This is a genomic window from Paenibacillus tianjinensis, from assembly GCF_017086365.1.
Taxonomy (GTDB): Bacteria; Bacillota; Bacilli; order Paenibacillales; family Paenibacillaceae; genus Paenibacillus_AQ; species Paenibacillus_AQ tianjinensis.
Window position 1 is genome coordinate 4480099 of the sequence record NZ_CP070969.1, and the last position, 22655, is coordinate 4502753.

Consider the following 22655-nt stretch of genomic DNA (forward strand, 5'->3'; position numbering starts at 1 on the left):
TCCAGTTAAATATCGTAATTCATGAAAAGTAATGGACTTAGGTGGAGAAAATCCAACTAAACTAAGCTCTGGAGCAGACGGTTTATCATCTCAAGATTGATTTCGCAGGACGAATTGGGCCGCTTTGATGAAGCGTCCCTCCGGGAGCGGCGTTTTGCCTGGTCTTTGGATGCTTTCAATCAGCATTAGTGAGGCCATAGCGCCCATCCGCGAGATGCAGTCATCCATCAGCCCGTCAAATAAAGGCCCTCCCTGTGAGCAGCCTGTAAAGCCTGCACTTGCCGGATCAACCACCTGAGATTTGAATTTGACCTGCTGTCCTTGACTCTGGTTCCTACCAAACGCCGCCCGGTCATCCTCGACCAGTACAAACGGATAACTGCCCTGCTTCAAAAAATTGACTTCCGCGCTGTTCATGCGGGAGGCCAGCAGTATGACACCATCGGCACGTCCGCCCTTCATGAGACGGGAAACGGCTTCCAGCTCTTCCTGTTCCCCTGCGCCTGACCCGATCTGAATGTCATAGCTGAGACGCCCGGCCCCCAGCACAATTCCGCGGATCAATTCCATAAAAAACAGATTGGAGGACCATTTCTCCGCCGTACCCGGCAGCAGCACGCAGATGCAGCGGGTTGACCGCGTGACAAGGTTCTGCGCGATAATATTCGGCGTATACCCCAATTCCTCCATCGTTTGGCGGACTTTGCGGGAAGTCTCCTCCCTGACATTCGAATGGCCCGTCAATACCCGGGAGACCGTGGAAATGGAGACTCCCGCCCGGCGGGCTACTTTTTTCATCGTAACTGTCATCATATCCTCCTCCAGCAGGTCACTCGCCTCTTATTAACATGGGCTTGGCCAGTCATTCCTCATCCCCGGCCGCCTGCAGCTGTCCCGGAGACAATACCGCCCCGCGCAATGGGCTGCGCAGGGCGGATGAACAGAGAGGGAAACGAATTATTTTACACTTACATAGCGGCTGTAAGCTTCCGTACGGATCTTCAGCAGCTTTTCCAGACCCATGTCGTTCAGCTTCTTCACATAGTCATCCCAGCCTTCATCAATACCGCCTTTGCTGATAAACTGGGCACGCATGGTGTTCACATAGGTGTCAATGTCCGTAGTCAAGGTAGGCAGCTCCTGGAATTCCTCGGCAGTGTACATAACGTTAGGGAATGGCTCTGTCACATATTCACTGCCCAGCTTATCGAGCTGCAGCTTCAGGCCGTCTCCGCTTTCCGTGCTCAGCACAATGTTCTTCTCAAACGCAGGGCTTACATATTTCGGACCGAAATCGCGGAGCGACTGATCCCAGTACCAGGCATCTGCGCTGGTTCCGGCTGGCGGGTCCATAAGGGTATAAGTGCCGTCATCGTTCTTCTGGATAACGGTTCCGATCGCGCCCCAGAAGTTTTGGATACTTGCTTCATTGGTGTAGAACTGATCAGCCCAGCGGGCAGCGATTTCCGGTGTTTTGCAGGAAGAGGTGATCAGCAGCTCATTGCGTGCCAGGTTCATCCCAATCGGATTACCGATGGTGTAGCGCTTGCCGTCCGGTCCGGCGATCGGCGGAATAGTTTCATACTGGTCGCCCCATTTGCCGAATACGGCATCCGGTGTCCACTGGTAGGAGAAGCCGACAACCGGAGCATCCGGATTCTGGAACTTCGCGGATCTCATCGTATCGTCCTGTGTGAACAGCTCTTTGTCGAGCAGACCTTCGTTATACAATTTATTTTCCCATTTGAGGCCTTCCTTGTATTCTTCTGATGTCGGGTAATAGATCGCTTTACCATCCTTCACCAGCATGTTGTTATTGTTCAGGTCGGCAATTCCGAAGGGGCTGATCAGGTCATTGCTCACTTCGATGTAAGGAATCTCATCCTGCTTGCCGTTGCCGTTCGGGTCCTGCTCTTTGAAGGCTTTCATCACGTTGTAGAGATCGTCGATAGTATCCGGAACCTTCAGGCCCAGCTTGTCGAGCCAGGTTTTGTTGATGACCGGCTGGCGGGAGCTCATCGGACGCGAAGGCAGTCTGGCCGGCATTGAGTAGATTTTTCCGTCAGGGAAGGTGCTGATCTTCTTCATATCCGGCGTTTCTTCCATCGCTGCCTTGAGGTTAGGCATATACTGGTCGATATAGTCATCCAGCGGGCGGAAATAGCTCAGGTTATTCACGATATCGGAGTCGGAGAAGGTCTGGTCACCCAGCACCACATCCGGCAGCGTCCCGCTGGCCAGCATGATCGACTTCTGTTCGGCCCAGTCATTGGAGGACATAACCTGCCAGTCTATTTTCACATTTGTATTGGTTTCGAGATCCTTCAGCCATTGGTTCTGGGTAAACGTATCGCCCATGCTGCCCCAGCGTACGGTCAGTACCTTCAGCGTCACCGGCTCGCTTACAATCGGCAGCCCTTCTTTGTTGAAGCTCCCCGCATCGCTGGCTGCGGAGTTATTCTCCTTATTATTGCCGCTGCAGCCGGCCAGTCCCGCTACCATTACAGCTGCCAGAAGGCCGGTAGTCAGCTTCTTGGCTGTAAACTTTCTGCTCTGTTTAACCATTGTGTACATCCCCCGTTTCTGTTGTGTGCATCCTCTTTACATGTCTAATCATAACCGCCCGCATCTCCGTATTCCGGACGCTTTGCCGCCGTTATTCGGACCTCTGTCTCCGTTTGTACACCCTGGAGTAGCTTAACACTGCCCGCTTCAAAAATTCATATAACAGTTTCCAGACTTTTGTTAGCGCTTTCCGGACTTTGCGGGGAATCGGCTGTCTGTTCTTATGTTTTTTTGCCGTAAAGGTTTTATAATGATTTTGTTACCTACAATAAAACGCATTCATAGATGTGATTGCATAGAAAGGACCCGGTACGACAGAGCCTATGGCCAAAAAAACAGCAGGAACTAAACCGCTTCCAATCCGCCATTATGTGAAAGTTATGGTGCTGATTGCAGTTACTGTACTTCTTGTAGATCTGGTAATCAGCATCGCTTCTATTATAATCGTTAAGCAGCAGTCTACCCGGTATCTGAAGGATACCGCCGCCCTTTACATCAACCGGATCGATCATGATTTCGCTTACATGAATCACTATATGGGCTGGACGCTGGCGAATGATGAAACGCTGAACACGATGAATGCCTACCATATCAACAGCATCGAGTTCCTCAAGTCCAACGAGAATCTGCACAAACGGTTCACCGAGCTGCAAAGGAATTACGGGCAGGAATACAATTTCTTCTACTATTTAAAAAATCAGTCGTATTTTTTGAACTGTTCGCCGATCAGTATCAGCTATTCGGAATATCTGGCGCTGAGAGAACAGATCATTTCTTTTATCGACGACAAGAAGGTGTACGAGAAGTATTATTCCAAATGGACCCCTGTGCTCGTAAGCGGCAAATATTATGTAATCAACATCGTCCCTTACTATAACCGGTATTTAATCGGATTGATCTCCGCAGACAACCTGATCCGCCCGCTGCGTGACATCAATCTGGGAGCGAATGGCTATGCATCACTTGTAGATGAGCAGGGTACAGCCCTTTCCAGTCCTCTTTCGAACATCGGCAGACCGCTGCAGGAAGATAAAGGCCTCTTCTCTCTGTTACAGCCGCGCACTACAATCATCAGTGATTTCCAGGGTACAACGTTCAGTGCGAAGATGGTCATTAAATTCGGGGCTTTTGAAAAAATCATGATTGCCCAGCTCCTGATCGTCCTGCTGTTCTTCATGGTCACCTCTTCGCTGTTTGTAATTATGCTCTTCTTCAATAAAAGAGTGCTCGGCCCGATTCAGAGCTTCTCCGAAAATTTGGCGCGTATTAATGAAGAGAGCCAACCGGCGGATTACAAAGGCAGCAAAATTATCGAGCTGGAGCAGGCGAATGAGCAGTTCAGGGATCTGGTAGGCCAGATCAAAACGTTCAAAATCACCATGTATGAGCAGGAACTGGAGAAACAGCGCATCCAGCTGAATTATATGAAGCAGCAGATCAAGCCGCATTTCTTCCTGAACTGCCTGACCAGCATTTACAGCATGGCGCAAATTCAAATGTATCAGGAAATTGAGGATATGGCGATGACCACCTCTAAGTATTTCCGCTACCTGTTCCAGAACGGTGAGAACTTTGTGCCGCTTGCCGATGAAATCGAGCATGTACAGATGTATCTGCAGATTCAGAAGCAGCGTTACCGGGACGCCTTCAGCTATTACGTGGAGCTGGCCGAGGATGCCAAGGAAGTGAACATCCCGCCGCTCGTGCTGCAGACGTTCATAGAGAACTCCGTCAAATATGCCATCTCCCGCGAAAATGAAGTGCAGATCAAAGTCACTGTGAACCGTGACCTGCTGGAGGGGGACATCGACGCGACGGTGATTCAGCTTACGGACACCGGACCGGGCTTCCCTCAGGATGTGCTGGAGAAGCTGCATGCCGAACTTCCCCTGGATCAGACGAAGGGCACACATATCGGCATTATGAACACGTTGAAGCGGCTGGAATATCTGTACTATAATCTGGCCGAAGTTAGCTTCTCCAATCTTGAAGACGGCGGTGCCTGTGTTACCCTGTTGCTGCCGGATCTTCCCGACACCTCACTAGAAATGGAGAGCCGCCTATGAATATCTTGCTTGTGGATGACGACTACTACGTAATCGCTGCATTGCAAAAAAAAATCGATTGGAAGATGCTGAATATCGAAACGGTCTATACGGCCAATAATGTCGCGCAGGCCCGGGAGATTCTGGAGAAGCATTCCGTACAGATCCTGATTTCCGATATTGAAATGCCGCAGGGCAGCGGCCTGGAGCTGCTGGCCTGGATCAGGGAGCAGAATTACAGCATCCAGGCGATCCTCCTGACCAACTATGCAGATTTCAATTATGCCCAGAAAGCCATTGAGCTGCAGAGCTTTGAATATTTCCTGAAGCCGATTGAATTCGACAAGCTGATGCTGATCATCCAAAAGGCGGTGGTCCGGGCCAAGGAGCAGCAGAGCAACGAGCAGGCGATCCTGGAGGGCTACTTCTGGCAAAAAAACCAGTCCAAAAACGTGGAGCACTTCTGGCGCAGGCTGGTCAGCGGCAGTACCTCCTTCCCGCTTAAACAAGCGGACATTACCCATGCAATCAAAGAGCAACATCTGTCTTATCAGATGAATGATCTTATCCAGCCTCTATTAATCAATGTCTTCCCCCATAACGGCAGCATGGGCAAGGAAGAGAAGGACCTGTTTGATTTTGCGCTGCTGAATGTACTCTATGAGCTACTGCAAAGCCCCCTCTACACGATAGAAAGTATTCTGGAGGTTAAAGAGTACAACTGGATCGCCATCCTGAAATGGAACGGGCACCCGGAGGATAGCGGAGCGCTGCAAGCGTTCGGATCTTCCTTTATCCAAAAGGCCGTCCCTTATCTGAAATGCGATGCCTGCTGCAGTATCGGCACAGCCGGTGAGCTGCACAATATCGGGAACATTCTGAAGCAGCTGCTGAATATGGATGAGGAGCTGACCAAATGCCGGAACCGGACCTATCTCGTGGCCAATTACCTGCATCAGCCCAAGACAGCCTACACCCCGCCCGATCTGGCACAGCTGGAAGAGCTGCTGAACCAGAACAAGCTGGCAGATTTTCTGGAGGAGGCCATCCGTTATCTAAAAAGCATGCTGAGCCATCAAAGTCTCGACACCTCTGTACTCGGCCTGTTCCGGCTGGATATTGTGCAGCTGGTCTATACCTTTCTCAAGCTCAAAGGCATTCAGGCGCATAAATTATATGCCGGCCGGGTCAATGATCAGATGCTGCTGCACTCCCTGCAATCGATAGAGGATATGGAGGAATACCTGAAGTATCTCGTCAATACCGCCATGGAATACCGCAACTTCGCCGCCCAGCCCAAATCGATCGCCGAGGAAATCAAGCAGTACATTCATGCGCACTATGGCGATGATCTGACCCGCAACGATCTGGCGGAAATCGTCTACCTGAACCCGGATTATCTGGCCAGACTGTTCAAGCGGGAAACAGGCATTTCCCTCGGCAGCTATGTGATCCAAGTCCGTATCGCCGCCGCCAAACATCTGCTGGAAACGACCAACCTGTCGGTGTATACCATTGCCAGCAAAACCGGATATACGAACTATTCCTATTTCTCGAAGCTGTTCAAGCAGGAGGTCGGCCTGTCGCCGAATGAGTATAAGAAGGAGCAGCATTCGCATGGGGTGGGATAGTTAGAGGGGAAAGTGGCGGAGGGGAATTTTGGAGCTGGAGGAGCGGTAGCGTCCGCCTTTAGGTTTGGATTTCTACTGCGATCTGTAGTCACGGCTAATCCCCAATAGAGAAATCCTAAGTTCAATCTAGATAGCAATATTTTCTACGGTTTAATGCTTGCCTTAACCGCATACCACTTTCCGGATCTTAAATGTAGCGTTAAGTTGACGGGTTCTCTAAATGCCAGATTATCCGTCACATATTCTTGAGTTACATACACTTTGGATACGAAGAAGAAATGCAAAGGAAGTACAAAACCGATATTATGCGAGTTTCTTTCATAACTAAAGCTATCTGGGGTCATGCCGCGTTCGTCTGGATTAATACTTTTATAAGCGGAGCTATTCATGTATTCAGTATCAGCATTTCCCTGCATGGCTTCTTCCAGAATAATCTTAGTATCATGTGCGATCCATACACCAAACGAGACATAGGCCATGACAAATACAAGAACAAATGAAAGGACTAACTTTCCGGAGATCTTCATTCGTGATTTCACCTCATGCTAGCTTCATGCTAGTTGTCTAGATATTCCGTTCCTTGGCCTCAAAGGGGTCTTCACACGAGAACATGTCATGGAAAAATCCCTTATACGGGATATCGTCTTCCAAACACTTTATGAGATACGACAGTTCCTCATCACAGGCTGGTTCCTCACCATTGTTCTGCATCACCTCGAAGGCATCAACAATACTTTCCATGAGGGTTACTTTGATAAACAAGGGCAGCTTATCCAGCATCGAATTATCGATTGAAGTCTCAGATCTGTAGCCCGCAAGGACGGTTTCAAAATAATCATCCATAAACTGTTTCCGTTTACCGGCGTCTGGTTCAGATTGTATCCAGCCCATTCCGTTTCCCCAGAGACTGGCCAAGTCAAACATATACCAGCAGTAACAAGAATTATCGAAATCATAAACGGTTAATTGTCCGGTATCAAAATCTATCGAATAATTCCCATCGTTATAATCAAAATGGACCATACCGAAAGTCTCCTGGTTTCTGTCCAACCCTTGTAAGGTATCAAGGAGCTCTGCCATTTTCTCCTTAAGCAGAGATAAGGAATCTGGTATCAGTTGATCGATATATTCAGCGTTGTATTTGTCAAAAAAACTATGCCGGGGATGAACAGGCACATACCCTTTCGCGATTTGATGCATTTTCCCCAGGACTTTACCGCAATTATAATAATATTCGGTAATTGGAGCGCCTTCCCGGTACTGGTAATTGTTCTCCACAAGCATTTTCCCCTTAGCCTTTTCAAACAGGCAGACCCTAAAGGTGTGATTGTTGTAAGTGATCTCCTCCAGCAGATTTCCTTTCCGGGAACTAATTACATTGGCGACACTGCCTCCATGCTCATAGAGATACCGGATATATTCCACTTCGCCCAGGATATCTTCCCGGCTCCTGTCTGGTAAGAAAGCGATTCTGAGTATTTTGGAAGGACTCCCCGCTTTCTCACAGGTATATACGACATTCCGCCCTCCGTCATGTGCTGGAATCAGCCGGATAGCATAGCATTCTAATCCGTATAACTCCGATACTACTGTAAGTAAACAAGCATCTCCAATTGTAACAGCCTCATTATAATTTATACCTTTCCCCTCACTTTCGGTTTACTGAAAGGTTTAACAGCCTGGTTTTTGTAATCATACCTGCACTTTCCAGCGTTGATTTTGATGCCCCGTTATAATACCAGCATCCGCAAACCGGCTTTAATTCGTGATCATAGCACCATTGTTTTAATTTTAGAATAATGTTTCTCCCAATCCCTTGCTTGCGGTAGGCCTCATTCGTATACATGCCTATACTCGCCAATCCATTAAGCATTTTGCTCTGTTCAAGAACTCCAATTCCCAGCAAGAGAGAACCCCGGTAGTATGAGAAAAGCTCTCCATTCGCAATTCTTTTTTCATATTGATCCAGGAAATCCCCGCACATCTGTTGTATGGGTACGAGATCATCTAATGTTGCCGGAATGAAACAATCGCCTTTTAGTAAGTTATTCTCCGGTATCGTTAAGTGACTGTCCTGAAAGAAATAAGCTTGCTTGGTGATTGAATAGTCTTTATCTAACGCTAAGCTTACAAACAATTCATCACAGGTCGGTACGAATAGAGACTTCACGGCATGATTCTCTATCACTTGACTAAAAAGCTCTTGAGCATGCTTGAGATACATAGGCTGGATGTAAAATTGCGTTAACAGCTGATTCTGATGAATCGCATAATAGCCGGCTTCAGTTAATTTGTCGAGGATTACATAAAACGTTGAGTTTAATATATGTTCCTCCAGGAAGGAATCAAATGGCGAGGACAAGGTATGGATATAATCCTGAATGAGATGCTGCACCTCGTTAATTAGGCATTGTTTAAAAAGCAATCGTATCATCCTTCCGCAATATAGATGAGCATTCATTAATCATAGCATCAAAATGGAAGCCTATCCCAGTAGAGTATTATTAAAATTATTCTCTGCTTCCGTTAGTCCTTACAGAATCCTTAGAATCTCCCCTTACACTGTGGAGGTAGAAAGGATGATATAATATGCAGGACATTATTTTAGAAACGAAGGATTTATGCAAAAGCTTCAAACATCAGCCCGCCGTCAACAAAGTATCGTTAGCCATACCCCATAATTCGATCTACGGGCTGCTGGGTCCGAACGGCGCAGGCAAATCGACAACACTCAAGATGATCGCCGGCATGCTGCGCCCCGATTCCGGGAGTATCCGCATTCATGGCCATGAATGGACCCGTAAGGCTCTAAGCAGGATTGGTGTACTGATTGAAGCACCTCCGCTGTATGAGAATCTGACAGCCCGTGAGAATCTCAAGGTACGTACGCTTTCCCTTGGACTTCCGCATTCCCGGATCGAGGAGGTACTCGCCGTTGTAGATTTGACTCATACCGGCAAGAAACGTGCCGGGCAATTCTCCATGGGCATGAAGCAGCGGCTGGGCATCGCGATTGCACTGTTAAACCAGCCGGAGCTGCTGATTCTGGACGAACCGATGAACGGGCTGGATCCTATCGGGATTCAAGAGCTGCGGGAGCTGATCCGTTCATTTCCACAGCAAGGGATTACCGTCATTCTGTCGAGTCATATCCTCTCCGAAGTCGAGCAGGTTGCCGATCAGATTGGAATTATCGCCGGCGGAGTTCTAGGGTATCAGGGTGCCGTTCCTCACGGGCAAGAGCTGGAAGCCTTGTTCATGCAGGTGGCAGCAGCTAACCGGAGGGAAGGTGCGGTTCATGCTTAGTCATCTCCGGGCTGAACGCTTAAAATGGCGGGGCACCTTCATTCCCAAGCTTGCCTGGATCGCCCCTGTGTTCACGATTCTCCTTTGCGCCATTTTAATGGGGGGACGTCATTTTCAAAGCGGGGCTTATAACTGGTGGTATACCATGCTCTTGCCCGGAGCGCTGACCCTCGCCTGTTCGCTGGCTCTGCAGAAAGATGCGAAGATGAAATACCGCGGACTGCTGGCTCTGCCCGTTGACCTGAGAACCCTTTGGGCCGGGAAAATAATCGCCTGTGCAGGATGGCTCCTGGCTGCTCTCCTCCTGTTCCTGATTGGCATTACGTCAGGGGGATTGCTGCTTGGCCAAACTATTCCGCTGCTGAACAGCATGGCCGGCAGCTTCCTGATCTTCGTCACGTTTCTGTGGCAGATTCCACTGTGTCTGTTCCTGGCTGCACGGTTCGGATTATTCGCCGCTGTACTGCTTAATATGTTCGGTAATGTCATGGGTGTTGTTGCCTTCGATTCTGGAGGGCTGTGGCATTTTCTCCCTTATACAATTACTTTCAGACTCATGTGCCCGGTATTATCGATCCTGCCGAACGGTCTTCCCGTACCGGTGGACAGCCCGCCGAGCAGCACGGACATGATCCTTCCGGATGTCCTGATCTCCCTGGCCTGGTTCGGAGTGCTCTCCCTCCTTACTGCGCTATGGTTCCGTAAACAGGAGGCGAAGTAACATGGCTTCACTACTGGGCTTGCTGAGGGCGGATCTGCTCAAAACCCGGCACACGCCGTTCATGTTCATTCATCTGCTGGCTCCGCTTGCCGGGGCCGGGGTGTTCTTGGCGTACTATTCTTACTCTCCTTGGAGTGCAGCCGACAAAGCTTTGGCATTCATGCAGTCTCTAGGGTGTGCATTTCCTACTCTGATCGGGCTGGTCTGCTCTATGTCAGCGGAACAGGAGGCGAATGCAGGACAGTTCCAGGGCATGCTTGCCATTCCCGCAACTAAAATCACAGCCTTTACAAGCAAGCTGCTGCTTTTGCTGTTATTTGGCCTTGGAGCTGTTCTGTTTGCTTACATGCTTTTTGGACTGGGGTTTGGCGGGATTCTGCAGCAGGACCGGCTGGGCATCCCCTTTTATATCACCGGAGCAGTTATTCTGTTCGGAAGTAATGTTTTTCTCTATCTGCTTCACCTGACGGTCAGCCTGCGCTTTGGAAGAGGCGCTTCCATTGGGGCTGGGATTGTGGGGAGTCTGATCGCTGCCTTAATGCTCACCGGGCTGGGCGATGCCGTCTGGGTGTATCTTCCCTTTGCATGGGGCGTCCGCTTTATCTCGATCTGGACAATCCACGCTTCCGGTAACCCGTTATCCCCCGCTATATCCGGGCTGAACACCGGAATAACGGTCTGTATGCTGGCAACGCTAACCGCGGTCCTCCTAAGCTGCTTATGGTTCCGGCGGTGGGAAGGACGCTCAACTGATAATTAAGACCTACAACTTACAATCGAGGGAACGAATATGGCAAAAATACTCGTGGTAGACGATGAACCCGCCATCTTGTCACTGATCCGTAACGCACTCCTTACAGATCAGCATCTGGTGACGGCGATCTCTGATTCTGCACAGGTGCGCCGGGCCGACCTTGGCGCGTATGATCTTATTTTGCTGGATGTGATGATGCCGGGGGTGGACGGGTTTACCCTTTGCCGGGAGATCCGCGGGGCTGTGGATTGTCCGATTCTTTTTTTAACAGCCAAAACACTGGAAAGCGATCTGATGTACGGCCTGGGACTGGGCGCAGATGATTATATTGTGAAGCCCTTCGGTATAGGTGCGCTGCGGGCACGGATTAGTGCTCACCTCAGGCGGGAAAGCAGGGAGCGGCGGAGTGTCCTGTATCTGGAGAATGTTCACTTTAACCTCTCCGGTAAGGAACTGTTTGTCCGGGAGGACAAGGTGCCTCTCACCAAAAGCGAATATGAAATATGCGAATTTCTGGCCCGCAGCCGCGGACAGGTCTTCTCCAAAGAGCATATCTATGAAGCGGTCTTCGGATTTGACGGGGTAAGCGACAGCAGCGCTATTACGGAGCATATCAAGAACATCCGCGCCAAACTAGGCAAGTACAGCATCGACGCCATTGAGACCATCTGGGGGATCGGATATAAGTGGAAACTGTAAAACGAATAAAAACCGTGCGACTTCGCACCTTTTTCCTGCAATACCTTCTGTTCTTAAGCGCGGGGACGATCCTGCTGCTGGTAGTGCTGCTTGGCTTGTTTACGCTGGCTTTTGCCTCGAACACCATCCTGCCTGCCAACTATGCCGAGAAGGAGATAGCGGTCTTCAAGGAGCGTCTTGCCTCTAGCGAAGCAGGAACACTCGAAAACGTTCCGGAAATGCTGGATTATACGGTTTTCACCAACAAAGGAAAGCTTCTCGAAGGCAATCTTAGCCGGAGCGAAGCAGCAGATGCCTGGAAGATTACACAGCAAGGTGATCATCAGGACTCTCATTTCTATACAACCGCCCGGCGCGGCCAGGAAATCTGGATATTCCGCTATAGCTTAACGCCGCAGTATGCCTCTCCCTTGCTGCGCAGCTATCTGCCGAATCCGCAGCTGCTGGGAATCCTGCTCTTCATCTTCGGGGTTCTGCTCCAGGCAGCCTTGCTCGCCGCCCTATTCGGCAGAAGACTTTCAGAGAAAATGGCCGGGTTACAGGAAGCGACCGAGAACATCCAGCATGAGAATCTCGAATTCACCGTCAAGCCCAGCGGGATCCGTGAAATCGACGATGTGCTGGCCTCACTGGACCAGATGAAGAAAGCCCTGCACACTTCCCTGAAGCAGCAGTGGGAGCTGGAGCGTTCCCGCAGAGAACAGATTTCCGCGCTGGCCCACGATATCAAGACACCGCTTACCGTGATCCGGGGAAATGCCGAGCTGCTTAAGGAGACCACCCAGAATGAGTCCCAGCGGGAATATAACGGATACATTCTCCGCAGCGCCGGGGATATTGAGGCCTTCGTGCAGGAGCTTATTGACCTGTCCAGCCTGCAGTCCAGCCCGTTCCCCCGGCAATCACTTGTATCTACAGCAGAGTTTATTGAAGAATTAGAGCTGCAGATGAAGGCTCTGTGCTCCGGGAAAAATCTGCATCCTTCTGTCCTGAAGGAGAGCGTTCCGGAATTCCTCTTCATCCATAAGGAGCTGTTTCAGCGGGCAATTGCCAATATGTTATCCAATGCGGCGGAGCATACTCCCCGGCAGGGCAGCATCACTTTGCAGGTCCGGGGGGATGACGATGCCATCCATTTCACAGTCACGGATACAGGTGGCGGCTTCTCCCCAACCGACCTGAAAGAGGCCGCCACCCAGTTCTACAGAGGTGACCAGAGCCGAAGCTCCGGCAAGCATCACGGAATGGGGCTGTACATTGCCAAATCCGCCGCCGAGCTGCACGGAGGCAGCTTAACCCTAGACAATGTGTTCCCCTCCGGCGGAGGAAAGGTGACGCTTAGTGTTCCGAAGGGGCAGTTGCTGTGATGTAATTGTGCAGCTCTCCGAAATAATTGCGGTAAGGCTCAAACTCGGCTAACACCGCGTCTACCTTGCGCATACGTTCCTCCAGCGTTCCCTTCAGCGTTATATAGGGGATTCTCCGCTCCTGCAAATCTGCTATTATCTGCTTGTGAAAAACATGCCGCTTCTGATCCCCGCTGCGGTCCCACGTATCGTCGTAAGGAATATCGTCGTCGCACAGGAAAAACAAATCATACCGCTGAGCGTTCTCCAGGGCGAGCCGGGTCAGCAGCTCCGGAGCGCGTCCGTGGTAATCCAAGGCATACATATAAGTGGTAATCGCATTGGTATCTACAAAAAGATACCGGTCGGCTTCCAAAAGTGCCTGCTCTTCCCGCTTCATATGACCCACAGCGATTTCATCAAAAGCCTCAAGGCTGATCCGCCGGTCCACCTGATGCTCCGTCCAATACTCCCGCCCGTACTCGCTGGCAAATACAGTCCGGTACCGCCGCGCCAACGCTTCGGTGATCGTGGACTTGCCGGTTGACATTGCTCCCACAAAAACTATTTTTGTAATTAAATCCCGGTACACCAGATCACTGACATATTTCTTGTACTTATAAGGATTGGAACGAACCATTGTGGCGGATACCGGTACTTTTATACGCGCTTCATCCACCCGCCGGTCTTCTGCGCCTAAAGCGGTGCTCATATGCCCGCCATAGAACTCACTGGAATAAAAATGAGTCACCCGCTCTCCCTGAAGCAGCCCCAGAATATACTGCTCTTCCCGGATCTCATGCTCCCTGTCATCGGAGTACCCGTCCGGACCATCCCACGCTTCAATTACCCTAACCTGCGGATAGAGCCTGCGGATCCAGTTCGCCCGGATATGCAGCGGAATGCTGGTAACCGTGGTTTCGTAAATCACTACGATTAATTCGTCAACCTCCTGCAGCGCCGTCTCGATCATATATTGATGCCCTTTATGCAGCGGGGCGAATTTTCCAAGGGTTAATCCAAGAGTCTTCATGCTAATGCCTCCTTAGCACCTTTGTTCCAGTTATAGTAACCATATGCCGCGTTAATCAGATAGGCGCTCCACATAACGATCATCAGCAGGCCCTCACCGCTGCCTTCCAGCGTCCGGATGACCCATAGCAGCACTGTAAACATATTCAGCACAATATAGACCAGCCATTGCTCCTTGAATCTTCTCACCATCAGAATCGTGGCCACGACAGACAACACGGTAGTTATGGCATCAATGTAAGGCGAATTCTGTCCCGGAATGAATGACAGGCCAAACCCCAGCAGCAGTGAACCCGTAAGACAGACCGCGAAAGTGAGGAACATCCCTTTAAGCTCCATCTGGCGCATGGTCAGCTTGCCGCTCTGATAATTGTTCTTCCACATGTAGAAGCCGACGACATTCATCGGGACAAAGAACAGCAAATTCAGCATGACTTCCCCAAATAACCCGTTAATGTAAGCCAAGTAGGCGTAGCCGAAGGTATTATACATGCCAAAAGCATAACTCGTCAGCTTCCCCTTCGCCGTGAGTACCACACATAGCACCCCGGTGATAAAGACCGTGAAGCCGAATAATGAATCCTTGGATAGAAACGTAAAACTGACAGCCACCAAAGTAAACAAAACCAGCCAGACGACTTCGAACATTTTCCACCCATCCAGAACCTTCTTCACCTTGCATCCCCTCCGTTTTCTGCGCGTATTCGTGTTGATAAACACTTATTAACTTATTGATAATTACATTTTGTTAATATCAAAATAGCAGATGAACCGGCAGGATGCAAGTAAAATTTTCCTCCGTCAAAACAAAACGGCCCCAGTCCTGTGGAATTCAGGACCGAGGCCGATTAAGGTATGATTATCATTTATGAAAACCCATTGCAGCACGGACATCCATAACAGATATCTTCAAATTTGGCTATTCAACCATTCTTTTTGTAAAATGCCCATTTCCCACAGATTCCAGAATTCATTATCCACTTTGCGCGCTTCCCGGAGTAAACCTTCTTTTACAAACCCCGCTTTCTCGTAACAGGCAATTGCAGCATGGTTAAAATCAAATACACCGAGGCTGACTCTGTGTAATTTCAGTTGTCCGAATGCGATATCCAGGACCTTTTGTACCATGAGTTGCCCTATGCCAAGTCCCTGCAGGTTTCTTTTCCCGACGATGACCTTACCGATTCTGCCCGAATGATTGGATGGATCCATCGTTAAATTGATATGCCCGATAACCTCATTGTTATCTTCATATACCACACAATAGATTAGCGCATTACTGCAAATATAAGTCTCTAATTGTTGTTCCGTTAAAGGGTAGCTGAACGTCTTCCCTCCCCAAATCACCATAAACTCCGGCGAATCAATCCAGGCCATTAATTGCTTAAAGTCGCTACGTTCGAACGGCTCCAGTCTGATCATAACGATTCCGCCTCTCTTAATGGTATTGACCTGTGACATGCTCACTCATATCCTGCAGCATTTTGGCAAGCACTACGATCTGACCGGCATGATATCCGTAGTGAGCCGATACCTGAACAATCAGACGGCCAATTACTCTTGTATCATAGGTTTCGCCGGCACGGTCAGCCTTCCGGTACATGCGGTTCCAGTCTTCATGGCCATAGTGAATGATGACCTCCCGGGACAAATCGTCGTCTGACAGACTCGACAGCACTTCCTCCGATTGTGACCGTATGCCGCGGAGAAGGCTGATCAGCTCGTCTTTGGATATGCCTCCGTCCGTTGTGAATTCGCGGGAACGCTCCCGGATGAAGGGACGGTTTCCGATGGCGCTGACAAAATTCTGATATTCATTACCGGCTAAATGCAGACACAGATTACCGATGCTGTTCATGGATTCCTTCGTTCTTGTCCAAACCAGCTCATTGTTCAATGGATTCATGCTCTTCTCAATCCGGTCAAGCTGCTTATTCATATCTTCCATAACGTACTCGATCAATGCAATCAAACCAATCCCTCCCTTTAAGTGAGTAAATCCATCATAGTGAGGTTCCTTCAAGATGTATAATGAAAAGTTCGCTATCTTTGTTCCTCTCACGGAACCGACCACCCGTAGGAACAATTCAGCAACTACGGACTGCGCTGCCCCTCCAAGGTTGCCTGGAATATAGTGGTGCCACTTATTGCACATACGAATATCGCGAGACCGCTAATTCTCTGTGCATCAACTCCGATTTCCCGCAGGCTCAGGCAGTTGCGGAGAAACCAGCAGATCCGCCAGGATCAACGGGGTTTTTCCCGTTATTTCCCTATCGGTCTTCAGTGAGCTACAATTCATCCACTTTTTCGCTTGGCTCCTCTCATTTACCTCCCTTTTGAATCGTGTCACTGATCTCCCTTATCAGCAAAAAGGCAAGAATTCCGTATATTTTCCGGATTCATGCCTTCTTTTTGAGAATATACCACATACCTACACTAGTTATAGAGTTTACCCGTCAGTCTTTCTACTCCCCGTCCCCTATACAAAAATCAACGGCAGCCTCGGCATGAAGCCGCGTTGTATCATAAACCGGGATAGTACAGTCCTCCTGTGAGATAAGCATAGTGATTTCCGTACATCCGAGAATAACGGCTTCCGCCCCCTTTCGGATAAGACTGTCAATGATATCCAGATATTTTTTCTTTGAATGTTCATTTATAATTCCAAGACAAAGCTCATGATAAATAATATCGTGAACAACCGCTCTGTCTGCTTCATCCGGTACTACAACCTCAAGTCCAAACTGACCGGTCAGCCGATCCTTATAAAAGGGTTGCTCCATCGTAAAAGCGGTTCCTAACAAGGCCACCTTCTTTATTTTATCGGAAACAATTTTCTCTGCCGTCGGAGCAGCGATATGAAGTAACGGAATCGAAACCGAGTTCATCACTTGGGAGGCCATCTTGTGCATCGTATTCGTGCATATGACGATGACATCTGCTCCGCCTGCTTCAAGTTTTTGTGCCGCTTCAATCATAACCTTCGTAGCTTCCGCCCAATTCCCCTGATGCTGAAGATCCTTAATTTCTTGAAAATCTAATGAATACAGCAGACACTTTGCAGAGTGGTGTCCGCCCTTCCTCACTTTTACCGTCTCATTGATGATTTGGTAATACAGCATGGAGGATTCCCAGCTCATACCACCTATAAGTCCTATTGTCTTCATGGTCTTATTCACACCCCATTCTTTATTCAACCTAATTTGCCAATAAGAACTTCGGTTTATCTATCCGTCAATCCGATTAGCCAGCCGCCGGATCTCTTCGCTTAGCCTTGAATTAACCGGATACACGGCTTCGATGAAATTTAAAATACGGAGTGCCGATTCGGGAACACGATCGTACCCCTGAATCATGTCTCCGATGATTTCTGCAAAACGGGGATATCTCTTCTCTAACCGCCGCTCATTCCCGAACGGGTCGGGATAGTAATCCACCTCTTGCTCCAGCAGATGAAGCACCGACAGGATTCGGTCTACCGCATATACCTCAATAAACCTCATAGCAGATAAGCGTTCCCCCCTTGCATAACGGCACAGCCCCACGTACAGATTAGTTAAGGCTTCGTTCAAAGGAAAGTCCAGGGAATCACTTTTTTGAGAGGGCAGCGGACTTACTGGCTTGGCGATTTCCGTGTTATCATACATCGGATCCTTCCATACGACCCGTCCCTCTGTATAGGAGACTTCCGGGAGCTCCCGTTCCTCGAATATAGCATATTCCCCGTATATTCCGTCCTCGAACAGGATCTTGCATCCTGCCTCTGAATTCTTAAAGGAATAGGCAAGAGGATGTGCATCTTCGAGCCAATCCAGCCGGTCAATATATCTGTCCTTCTCCCCCGGTCTCACAATCACAAAAAAATCTAAATCCGAATATTCATCCAGCCGTTCAGTCTCAACCCCAACGGAACCCACCCCTAATAATACAAGAGCTCCACCTTTACGTTCGAGCGACTTGCCGATCTCATGAAGCCGCTGAAGGAGTAATTCTTTTCTAATCATACCCAATCCTCCTCTATAGGTTGAATGCAAAAAGGGTCCAACCCGCACTTCTCAGCGAGGTTGAACCCTAAGGTTACATTGCCTTTATTCTAGTGATAAATTAACATGTCTAAATTGTGGTTGTCAATCCTTTTAACTCGCTTCCCGAAGTAAGCCTAACCATTCATCTAAAGTGAACCGGCCTGCAACCTGATAGCCTTTGCCTTGCCCGTTTGGTTTTACAATTACGGTTCCCAAATCTGCGATTTCCCCTAATCCAACCCCTTGAGGGAAACTGTGGGCGATGATAATCCGGTTAGTCCCTGGGGAAGGCAATACTTCTAATACAGAAGTTAAGTCTTTTATAATCCCTTGCTGCTCGGCGGGAGACAAGGTACCACTTAATTGATAGATTCTAATCCAGAATGGATCAGTTTGGATCTTGCCCTTACCAAAAGCCAATTCCGCAGTTTCCTTTGCCCGGCAAAAGGGACTCGCCAGAACCGGAGTCTCGACTGGAATATGCAGTCTGCGCAGCGCCTCACCAAATTGCACAGCTTGTCTTCTCCCGGTCTCAGAAAGATTTCTTTGGGTTGAACAATCATTGAAATCGATATCCGCCATATCTTCTCCTGCTGTGGCCTCTCCATGCTTGACATAAAGAATATATCCACCCTGACGAAGCGAATTTAGCAATGAGGGTTCAACCGGCCTTGATTTCAAACTACCTCCTGACGCTTCAACCGGCTGCGTGTGAAACATGAGGAGTATGCAAAGGATACCGGTGATAATATGTCCTTTTATCATTGTTGTAGCTCCCTTCGGGTTCGTAAGCACCATGACATAGTGTCCCTCAAACCCCCAGCAACATTCCACCTGCTGCACCAGCTACCACAACCACCCAAGGCGGCAGCTTCCAGAAGAACAGCATTACAAATAAAATGACGGCTAACGCGAAATCTGATGGCTCCAAAATAGCTGTAGTCCAAAGGGGATCATACCATGCAGCAAGCAGTATACCGACTACAGCAGCGTTGATTCCAACCAATGCCCCTTGGATTTTCGGGCTGTTTCGTAATCCGTTCCAAAAAGGAAGCGCACCGATCACTAGAAGAAAGGCTGGCAGGAAAATGCCGAAAATGGCAACCACTGCCCCAAAAATCCCACCCGCCATAGTCCCAAGGTACCCTGCAAAAGTGAACAACGGGCCTGGAACTGCCTGCGTAGCCCCGTAGCCCGCCAAAAATTCCTCTTGGCTAACCCAACCCGCAGGAACTACTTCGCGTTCCAAGAGGGGGAGGACGACATGTCCCCCGCCGAACACCAGAGAACCGGAACGGTAAAAGCTGTCAAACATGGCTAACCACCCGGCTTCTCCTGCCCCCCTGAGAAGAGGCAGTCCTGCCAGCAGCACAAAAAATAAAACTAAACAGACGGCTCCGAGGGTTCTGCTGATTGGTATTTGCAGGTCTGGTGTTCCCTCCGCAGCTTTTTTACGATAAAGCCATAAACCTGCTATTCCGGCAGCAACGATAATAAGGACCTGACTGAATGCCGTTTGCCAAGACAAGGTAATAGCCGCTCCAATGACAGCGATTGTTACTCTGTTCCTGTCCGGTGTAAGCTTTTGTCCCATCCCAAGAATAGCGTGGGCAACGATAGCTACCGCTACGATCTTTAGTCCATGAATCCACCCCGCACTGCCTATATCATAGCCTTGAAGCAGGAAGGCAAAGGCAACTAACGCAATGACTGACGGCAAAGTGAAGCCTAGCCATGCCACAAGACCCCCAAGCAGACCTGCTCTTACAACACCTATTCCAATTCCAACCTGACTACTCGCTGGACCGGGAAGGAACTGACAAAGAGCTACCAGGTCAGCATAACTACGTTCATCCATCCATTTTCGGCGGCGTATGTATTCATCATGAAAGTAACCCAGGTGGGCAACCGGCCCCCCAAAAGAGGTAAGTCCCAATTTGGCAGACACCCTCAGCACTTCTAAAAGAGCACCCAACCTTCCCATCCGAGCCTCTTTCTGTGCTTCTTGCTGACCCGTTTGCATATCGTCACCGCTCCTTTGCTGCAATAACCACGTTCTCCATCTATAGGGAACAACGTATGGGGACCCAAGTGTTCAAACTATTATGACACTTGTATATGTGGTGTACACATGGATTTGGTTAAACTACGGTTAAGTTATTGTACACAATCCTCACAATCCTCGAAACAGCTTCTCCCCGTTCCGCTTCATATACCTATACAGCCCCATACTCAACACAATCATAATTGCGGCGGCTCCAAGCATGATAATCTTCCCGTCCACACCCGTCAGCAGAATCGTCAGCCCTGCCGGAACAAGCAAACTAATCATCCCGATAAGCATGCCCACCAGTACCGCCGCACTCTGCTTAACCACCTGAACCTCACTTGTCCACTCCAGCTTAGGCAGTTTCAGATTAACCATAACGCCTATCAGTGCAGAGTAGCAGGCATAGATCACAGGGATTACGAGCAGTAAGAGACTATCCATCCATCCTGTCCGCAGCGATAGTATCAGTATTACACAGCTCACAATCGTGATAGGTACTGTAATGGTGAGATTTACAGCAACCTTGGAGAGCAGGATGATGTGCTTAGGTACGGGAGCGCTTTTGAGTATCCAAAGATTATTGCCTTCCAGAGAAATGGAGCTTGACGTTGTGCAGCTTAAAGCTATGAACATGGAGACGAAGACAGGCGCCAGTGTATTCAAGTAATGCTGCAGCTCTGGAATTTCGGCCCGCTCCCCCAGCTGCTCCGGGCTGATGAACAACAGGGAAATTGACGACATCAATAACAGAACCATGCCAATGCTTGTATTCAAAATATAATTGGAAGAACTGAAATAGCGGCGCAGCTCCTTCTGATACAGAGCGTGAAATACCGTGGATGCTTTTAACGGCTTCATTGTATATTTGCCGCCTGCATGGCTGGTCATTAGACCTGTATGAATCGCTTTATAACGCGACCCTAGTACGGCAGCAAAGAATACAAAGGACAGCACCGATAACAGAATAAATAAAACAAATGAATCTATCCGGTAGGAGCAGACAGCATCGACATACATAGCCGCCAGCGGATACAGCTTATAGATCATATCTGCCAGTCCGGTGCCCAGATCAGCAAGTTCCTCCTGCCCGTTACCTTTCAAAGTAAATGAACCTGCCATGAGCGCAATCACGACGGCAAAGGTCAGGACAAGACTGATCATCCGGCTGGCCCGGAACCGGGAAGAAAACCAGCTGATGAACGCGCCAATCACGGTTGCTGCAATAATCGGGACTAATGGAATACACAGCATCGCCGGCAGAAACAGCAGATAATAATAGGCCTCCGGATGTGCTTTTAGCGCATATACCAAACCCGCCGGCAGCATCACCATCAACGTAAAAAACAGATTCAGCACATAGAGCTGGAGAATACGGCTTGCCACCACATGACTCGTCTTTACCGGCAGCGACATCACCAGATCGTAATCCTTATAGCTGAACAGGACACCGCTTGCCTTATAAACCGTCGTGAAGAACCCTACCATCGAAGTAACAGCCATCATTATGGCCAGCAGCAGCTCCACCCGGCCTATCTGTTCAAAAGCCAGTGCCATGGCATAGCTATATCCAAATGAAAAAACCGCGATCATTAGCACACCAAGGACTATGGCGATACTTAGCAGCAGCAGTTTGCGTCTTTCCTTCACATCTTGGGTATGCAGGGCTTTATTCAAACCGAAGGCAGAGAGCAGCTGAATCTTCGTTAATCTCCAGATATTAATCATTATCGATCAGCTCCATGAATACATCCTCCAGGCTGTTCTCGCCCTTAACTTCTTCCGTCTTCCCGTGGGCGATCAGCTCGCCCGCCTTAATGATTGCGATCTTATTGCAGAGTTTCTCTGCGGTATCCAGTACATGTGTGGAGAAAAAAATCGCACTTCCCCCACTACACAGCTCTGCCATGATTGTTTTTAGCATATGGGCAGCCTTGGGATCAAGTCCCACGAAGGGTTCGTCTAATACCAGCAGCTTCGGTTTATGAATAAGCGCCGAGATGATCGCCAGCTTCTGCTTCATTCCGTGAGAATACGATGAAATCATATCGCCGAGATGGGCAGTCATCTGAAAAGCATCACTATATTTTTGAATGAGCCGCTCGCGTTCCGCTTTGGATACACGAAAGAGATCGCCGATAAAATTAAGGTACTGGATCCCGGTAAGATGTTCGTACAGGTCCGGATTGTCAGGAATATACGCGATACGGGATTTGCAGGCTAACGGGTCTTTTTTCATCGAAATCCCGTCAATTTCAATCTCTCCCTCTTCAAAATCAAGTACGCCCACCACCGCCCGGATGGTCGTCGTCTTGCCTGCACCGTTATGTCCAATGAAGCCGTATATGTCTCCCCGTTCGACCACTAAGTTCAGGTCATTTACTGCTTTTTTTCCGCCTTTATAGCTCTTGGTAAAATGTCTGATGGTAAGCATGGTCCTTCACCTCTTCCTAACTGTTAGCAAATAATTATTATACGTAC

22 protein-coding genes are annotated in these 22655 nt (G+C 49.0%); 7 read left to right on the forward strand and 15 right to left on the reverse strand.

Features of this window, described 5'->3' with window-relative positions:
• Positions 1–90: 90 nt before the first annotated feature.
• Positions 91–813, reverse strand: a complete 723-nt coding sequence (locus tag JRJ22_RS20955) for a LacI family DNA-binding transcriptional regulator (RefSeq protein ID WP_232380909.1) — start codon at positions 811–813, stop codon at positions 91–93.
• 144 nt (positions 814–957) lie between these two features.
• Positions 958–2565: an extracellular solute-binding protein gene (locus JRJ22_RS20960; protein ID WP_206101336.1), complete on the reverse strand. Its 1608-nt coding sequence runs from the start codon at positions 2563–2565 to the stop codon at positions 958–960.
• A gap of 323 nt (positions 2566–2888) precedes the next feature.
• On the opposite strand from JRJ22_RS20960, the gene JRJ22_RS20965 reads away from it, so the two are divergent.
• Positions 2889–4631, forward strand: coding sequence for a sensor histidine kinase (locus JRJ22_RS20965; RefSeq protein WP_232380910.1), 1743 nt, complete (start codon positions 2889–2891; stop codon positions 4629–4631).
• Entirely contained in the window at positions 4628–6241 is a 1614-nt protein-coding gene (locus tag JRJ22_RS20970) for a response regulator (protein WP_206101337.1), read from the forward strand. The genes JRJ22_RS20965 and JRJ22_RS20970 overlap by 4 nt, the downstream gene beginning before the upstream one ends.
• A gap of 143 nt (positions 6242–6384) precedes the next feature.
• On the opposite strand, the gene JRJ22_RS20975 is transcribed toward JRJ22_RS20970, so the two are convergent.
• Genes JRJ22_RS20975 through JRJ22_RS20985 form a run of 3 tightly spaced genes read right to left on the reverse strand, consistent with a single transcriptional unit; the run spans position 6385 to position 8675 of the window.
• Positions 6385–6768: a hypothetical protein gene (locus tag JRJ22_RS20975; protein ID WP_206101338.1), complete on the reverse strand. Its 384-nt coding sequence runs from the start codon at positions 6766–6768 to the stop codon at positions 6385–6387.
• 37 nt (positions 6769–6805) lie between these two features.
• Positions 6806–7879, reverse strand: coding sequence for a phosphotransferase enzyme family protein (locus JRJ22_RS20980; RefSeq protein ID WP_206105236.1), 1074 nt, complete (start codon positions 7877–7879; stop codon positions 6806–6808).
• A gap of 10 nt (positions 7880–7889) precedes the next feature.
• Positions 7890–8675, reverse strand: a complete 786-nt coding sequence (locus JRJ22_RS20985; RefSeq protein WP_232380911.1) for a GNAT family N-acetyltransferase — start codon at positions 8673–8675, stop codon at positions 7890–7892.
• A 155-nt stretch (positions 8676–8830) separates the two neighbouring features.
• Between JRJ22_RS20985 and JRJ22_RS20990 the strand changes: the two genes are divergently transcribed.
• From JRJ22_RS20990 to JRJ22_RS21010, 5 genes are read left to right on the forward strand one after another with little or no spacing between them, the layout of a single operon-like run.
• Complete coding sequence (locus tag JRJ22_RS20990; RefSeq protein WP_206101339.1) at positions 8831–9547, forward strand: lantibiotic protection ABC transporter ATP-binding protein; 717 nt, start codon at positions 8831–8833, stop codon at positions 9545–9547.
• Positions 9540–10268: a lantibiotic immunity ABC transporter MutE/EpiE family permease subunit gene (locus tag JRJ22_RS20995; RefSeq protein WP_206101340.1), complete on the forward strand. Its 729-nt coding sequence runs from the start codon at positions 9540–9542 to the stop codon at positions 10266–10268. Before JRJ22_RS20990 ends, JRJ22_RS20995 begins: the two co-directional genes overlap by 8 nt.
• 1 nt (position 10269) lies before the next feature.
• Positions 10270–11028 carry a lantibiotic immunity ABC transporter MutG family permease subunit gene (locus tag JRJ22_RS21000; RefSeq protein ID WP_206101341.1) on the forward strand — a complete coding sequence of 253 codons (759 nt, stop codon included), beginning with the start codon at positions 10270–10272 and terminating at the stop codon, positions 11026–11028.
• A gap of 30 nt (positions 11029–11058) precedes the next feature.
• On the forward strand, positions 11059–11721 hold the full coding sequence (locus tag JRJ22_RS21005; RefSeq protein WP_206101342.1) for a response regulator transcription factor: 663 nt from the start codon (positions 11059–11061) through the stop codon (positions 11719–11721).
• The gene (locus JRJ22_RS21010; RefSeq protein ID WP_206101343.1) at positions 11709–13088 is read left to right on the forward strand and encodes a HAMP domain-containing sensor histidine kinase; all 1380 of its coding nucleotides are present in this window, start codon (positions 11709–11711) and stop codon (positions 13086–13088) included. Before JRJ22_RS21005 ends, JRJ22_RS21010 begins: the two co-directional genes overlap by 13 nt.
• On the opposite strand, the gene JRJ22_RS21015 is transcribed toward JRJ22_RS21010, so the two are convergent.
• The 10 genes from JRJ22_RS21015 to JRJ22_RS21060 form a co-directional block, all read right to left on the reverse strand.
• Complete coding sequence (locus JRJ22_RS21015; RefSeq protein WP_206101344.1) at positions 13060–14100, reverse strand: AAA family ATPase; 1041 nt, start codon at positions 14098–14100, stop codon at positions 13060–13062. The two genes, JRJ22_RS21010 and JRJ22_RS21015, sit on opposite strands and share 29 nt — an antisense overlap.
• Positions 14097–14774, reverse strand: a complete 678-nt coding sequence (gene pnuC, locus JRJ22_RS21020) for a nicotinamide riboside transporter PnuC (protein ID WP_206101345.1) — start codon at positions 14772–14774, stop codon at positions 14097–14099. The genes JRJ22_RS21015 and pnuC overlap by 4 nt, the downstream gene beginning before the upstream one ends.
• 234 nt (positions 14775–15008) lie before the next feature.
• Positions 15009–15521: a GNAT family N-acetyltransferase gene (locus tag JRJ22_RS21025; protein ID WP_206101346.1), complete on the reverse strand. Its 513-nt coding sequence runs from the start codon at positions 15519–15521 to the stop codon at positions 15009–15011.
• A 16-nt stretch (positions 15522–15537) separates the two neighbouring features.
• Positions 15538–16071: a DUF1572 family protein gene (locus tag JRJ22_RS21030; RefSeq protein WP_206101347.1), complete on the reverse strand. Its 534-nt coding sequence runs from the start codon at positions 16069–16071 to the stop codon at positions 15538–15540.
• Between the two features lie 496 nt (positions 16072–16567).
• On the reverse strand, positions 16568–17269 hold the full coding sequence (locus tag JRJ22_RS21035; RefSeq protein ID WP_206101348.1) for an aspartate/glutamate racemase family protein: 702 nt from the start codon (positions 17267–17269) through the stop codon (positions 16568–16570).
• A gap of 60 nt (positions 17270–17329) precedes the next feature.
• Positions 17330–18106, reverse strand: coding sequence for a hypothetical protein (locus JRJ22_RS21040; RefSeq protein WP_206101349.1), 777 nt, complete (start codon positions 18104–18106; stop codon positions 17330–17332).
• 132 nt (positions 18107–18238) lie between these two features.
• On the reverse strand, positions 18239–18892 hold the full coding sequence (locus tag JRJ22_RS21045) for a histidine phosphatase family protein (protein WP_232380912.1): 654 nt from the start codon (positions 18890–18892) through the stop codon (positions 18239–18241).
• Positions 18893–18938: 46 nt separating this feature from the next.
• Positions 18939–20111, reverse strand: coding sequence for a chromate transporter (locus tag JRJ22_RS21050; protein WP_232380913.1), 1173 nt, complete (start codon positions 20109–20111; stop codon positions 18939–18941).
• A 189-nt stretch (positions 20112–20300) separates the two neighbouring features.
• The gene (locus JRJ22_RS21055) at positions 20301–21902 is read right to left on the reverse strand and encodes a hypothetical protein (RefSeq protein WP_206101351.1); all 1602 of its coding nucleotides are present in this window, start codon (positions 21900–21902) and stop codon (positions 20301–20303) included.
• Entirely contained in the window at positions 21895–22608 is a 714-nt protein-coding gene (locus JRJ22_RS21060; protein ID WP_206101352.1) for an ABC transporter ATP-binding protein, read from the reverse strand. Before JRJ22_RS21060 ends, JRJ22_RS21055 begins: the two co-directional genes overlap by 8 nt.
• Positions 22609–22655: the final 47 nt, after the last annotated feature.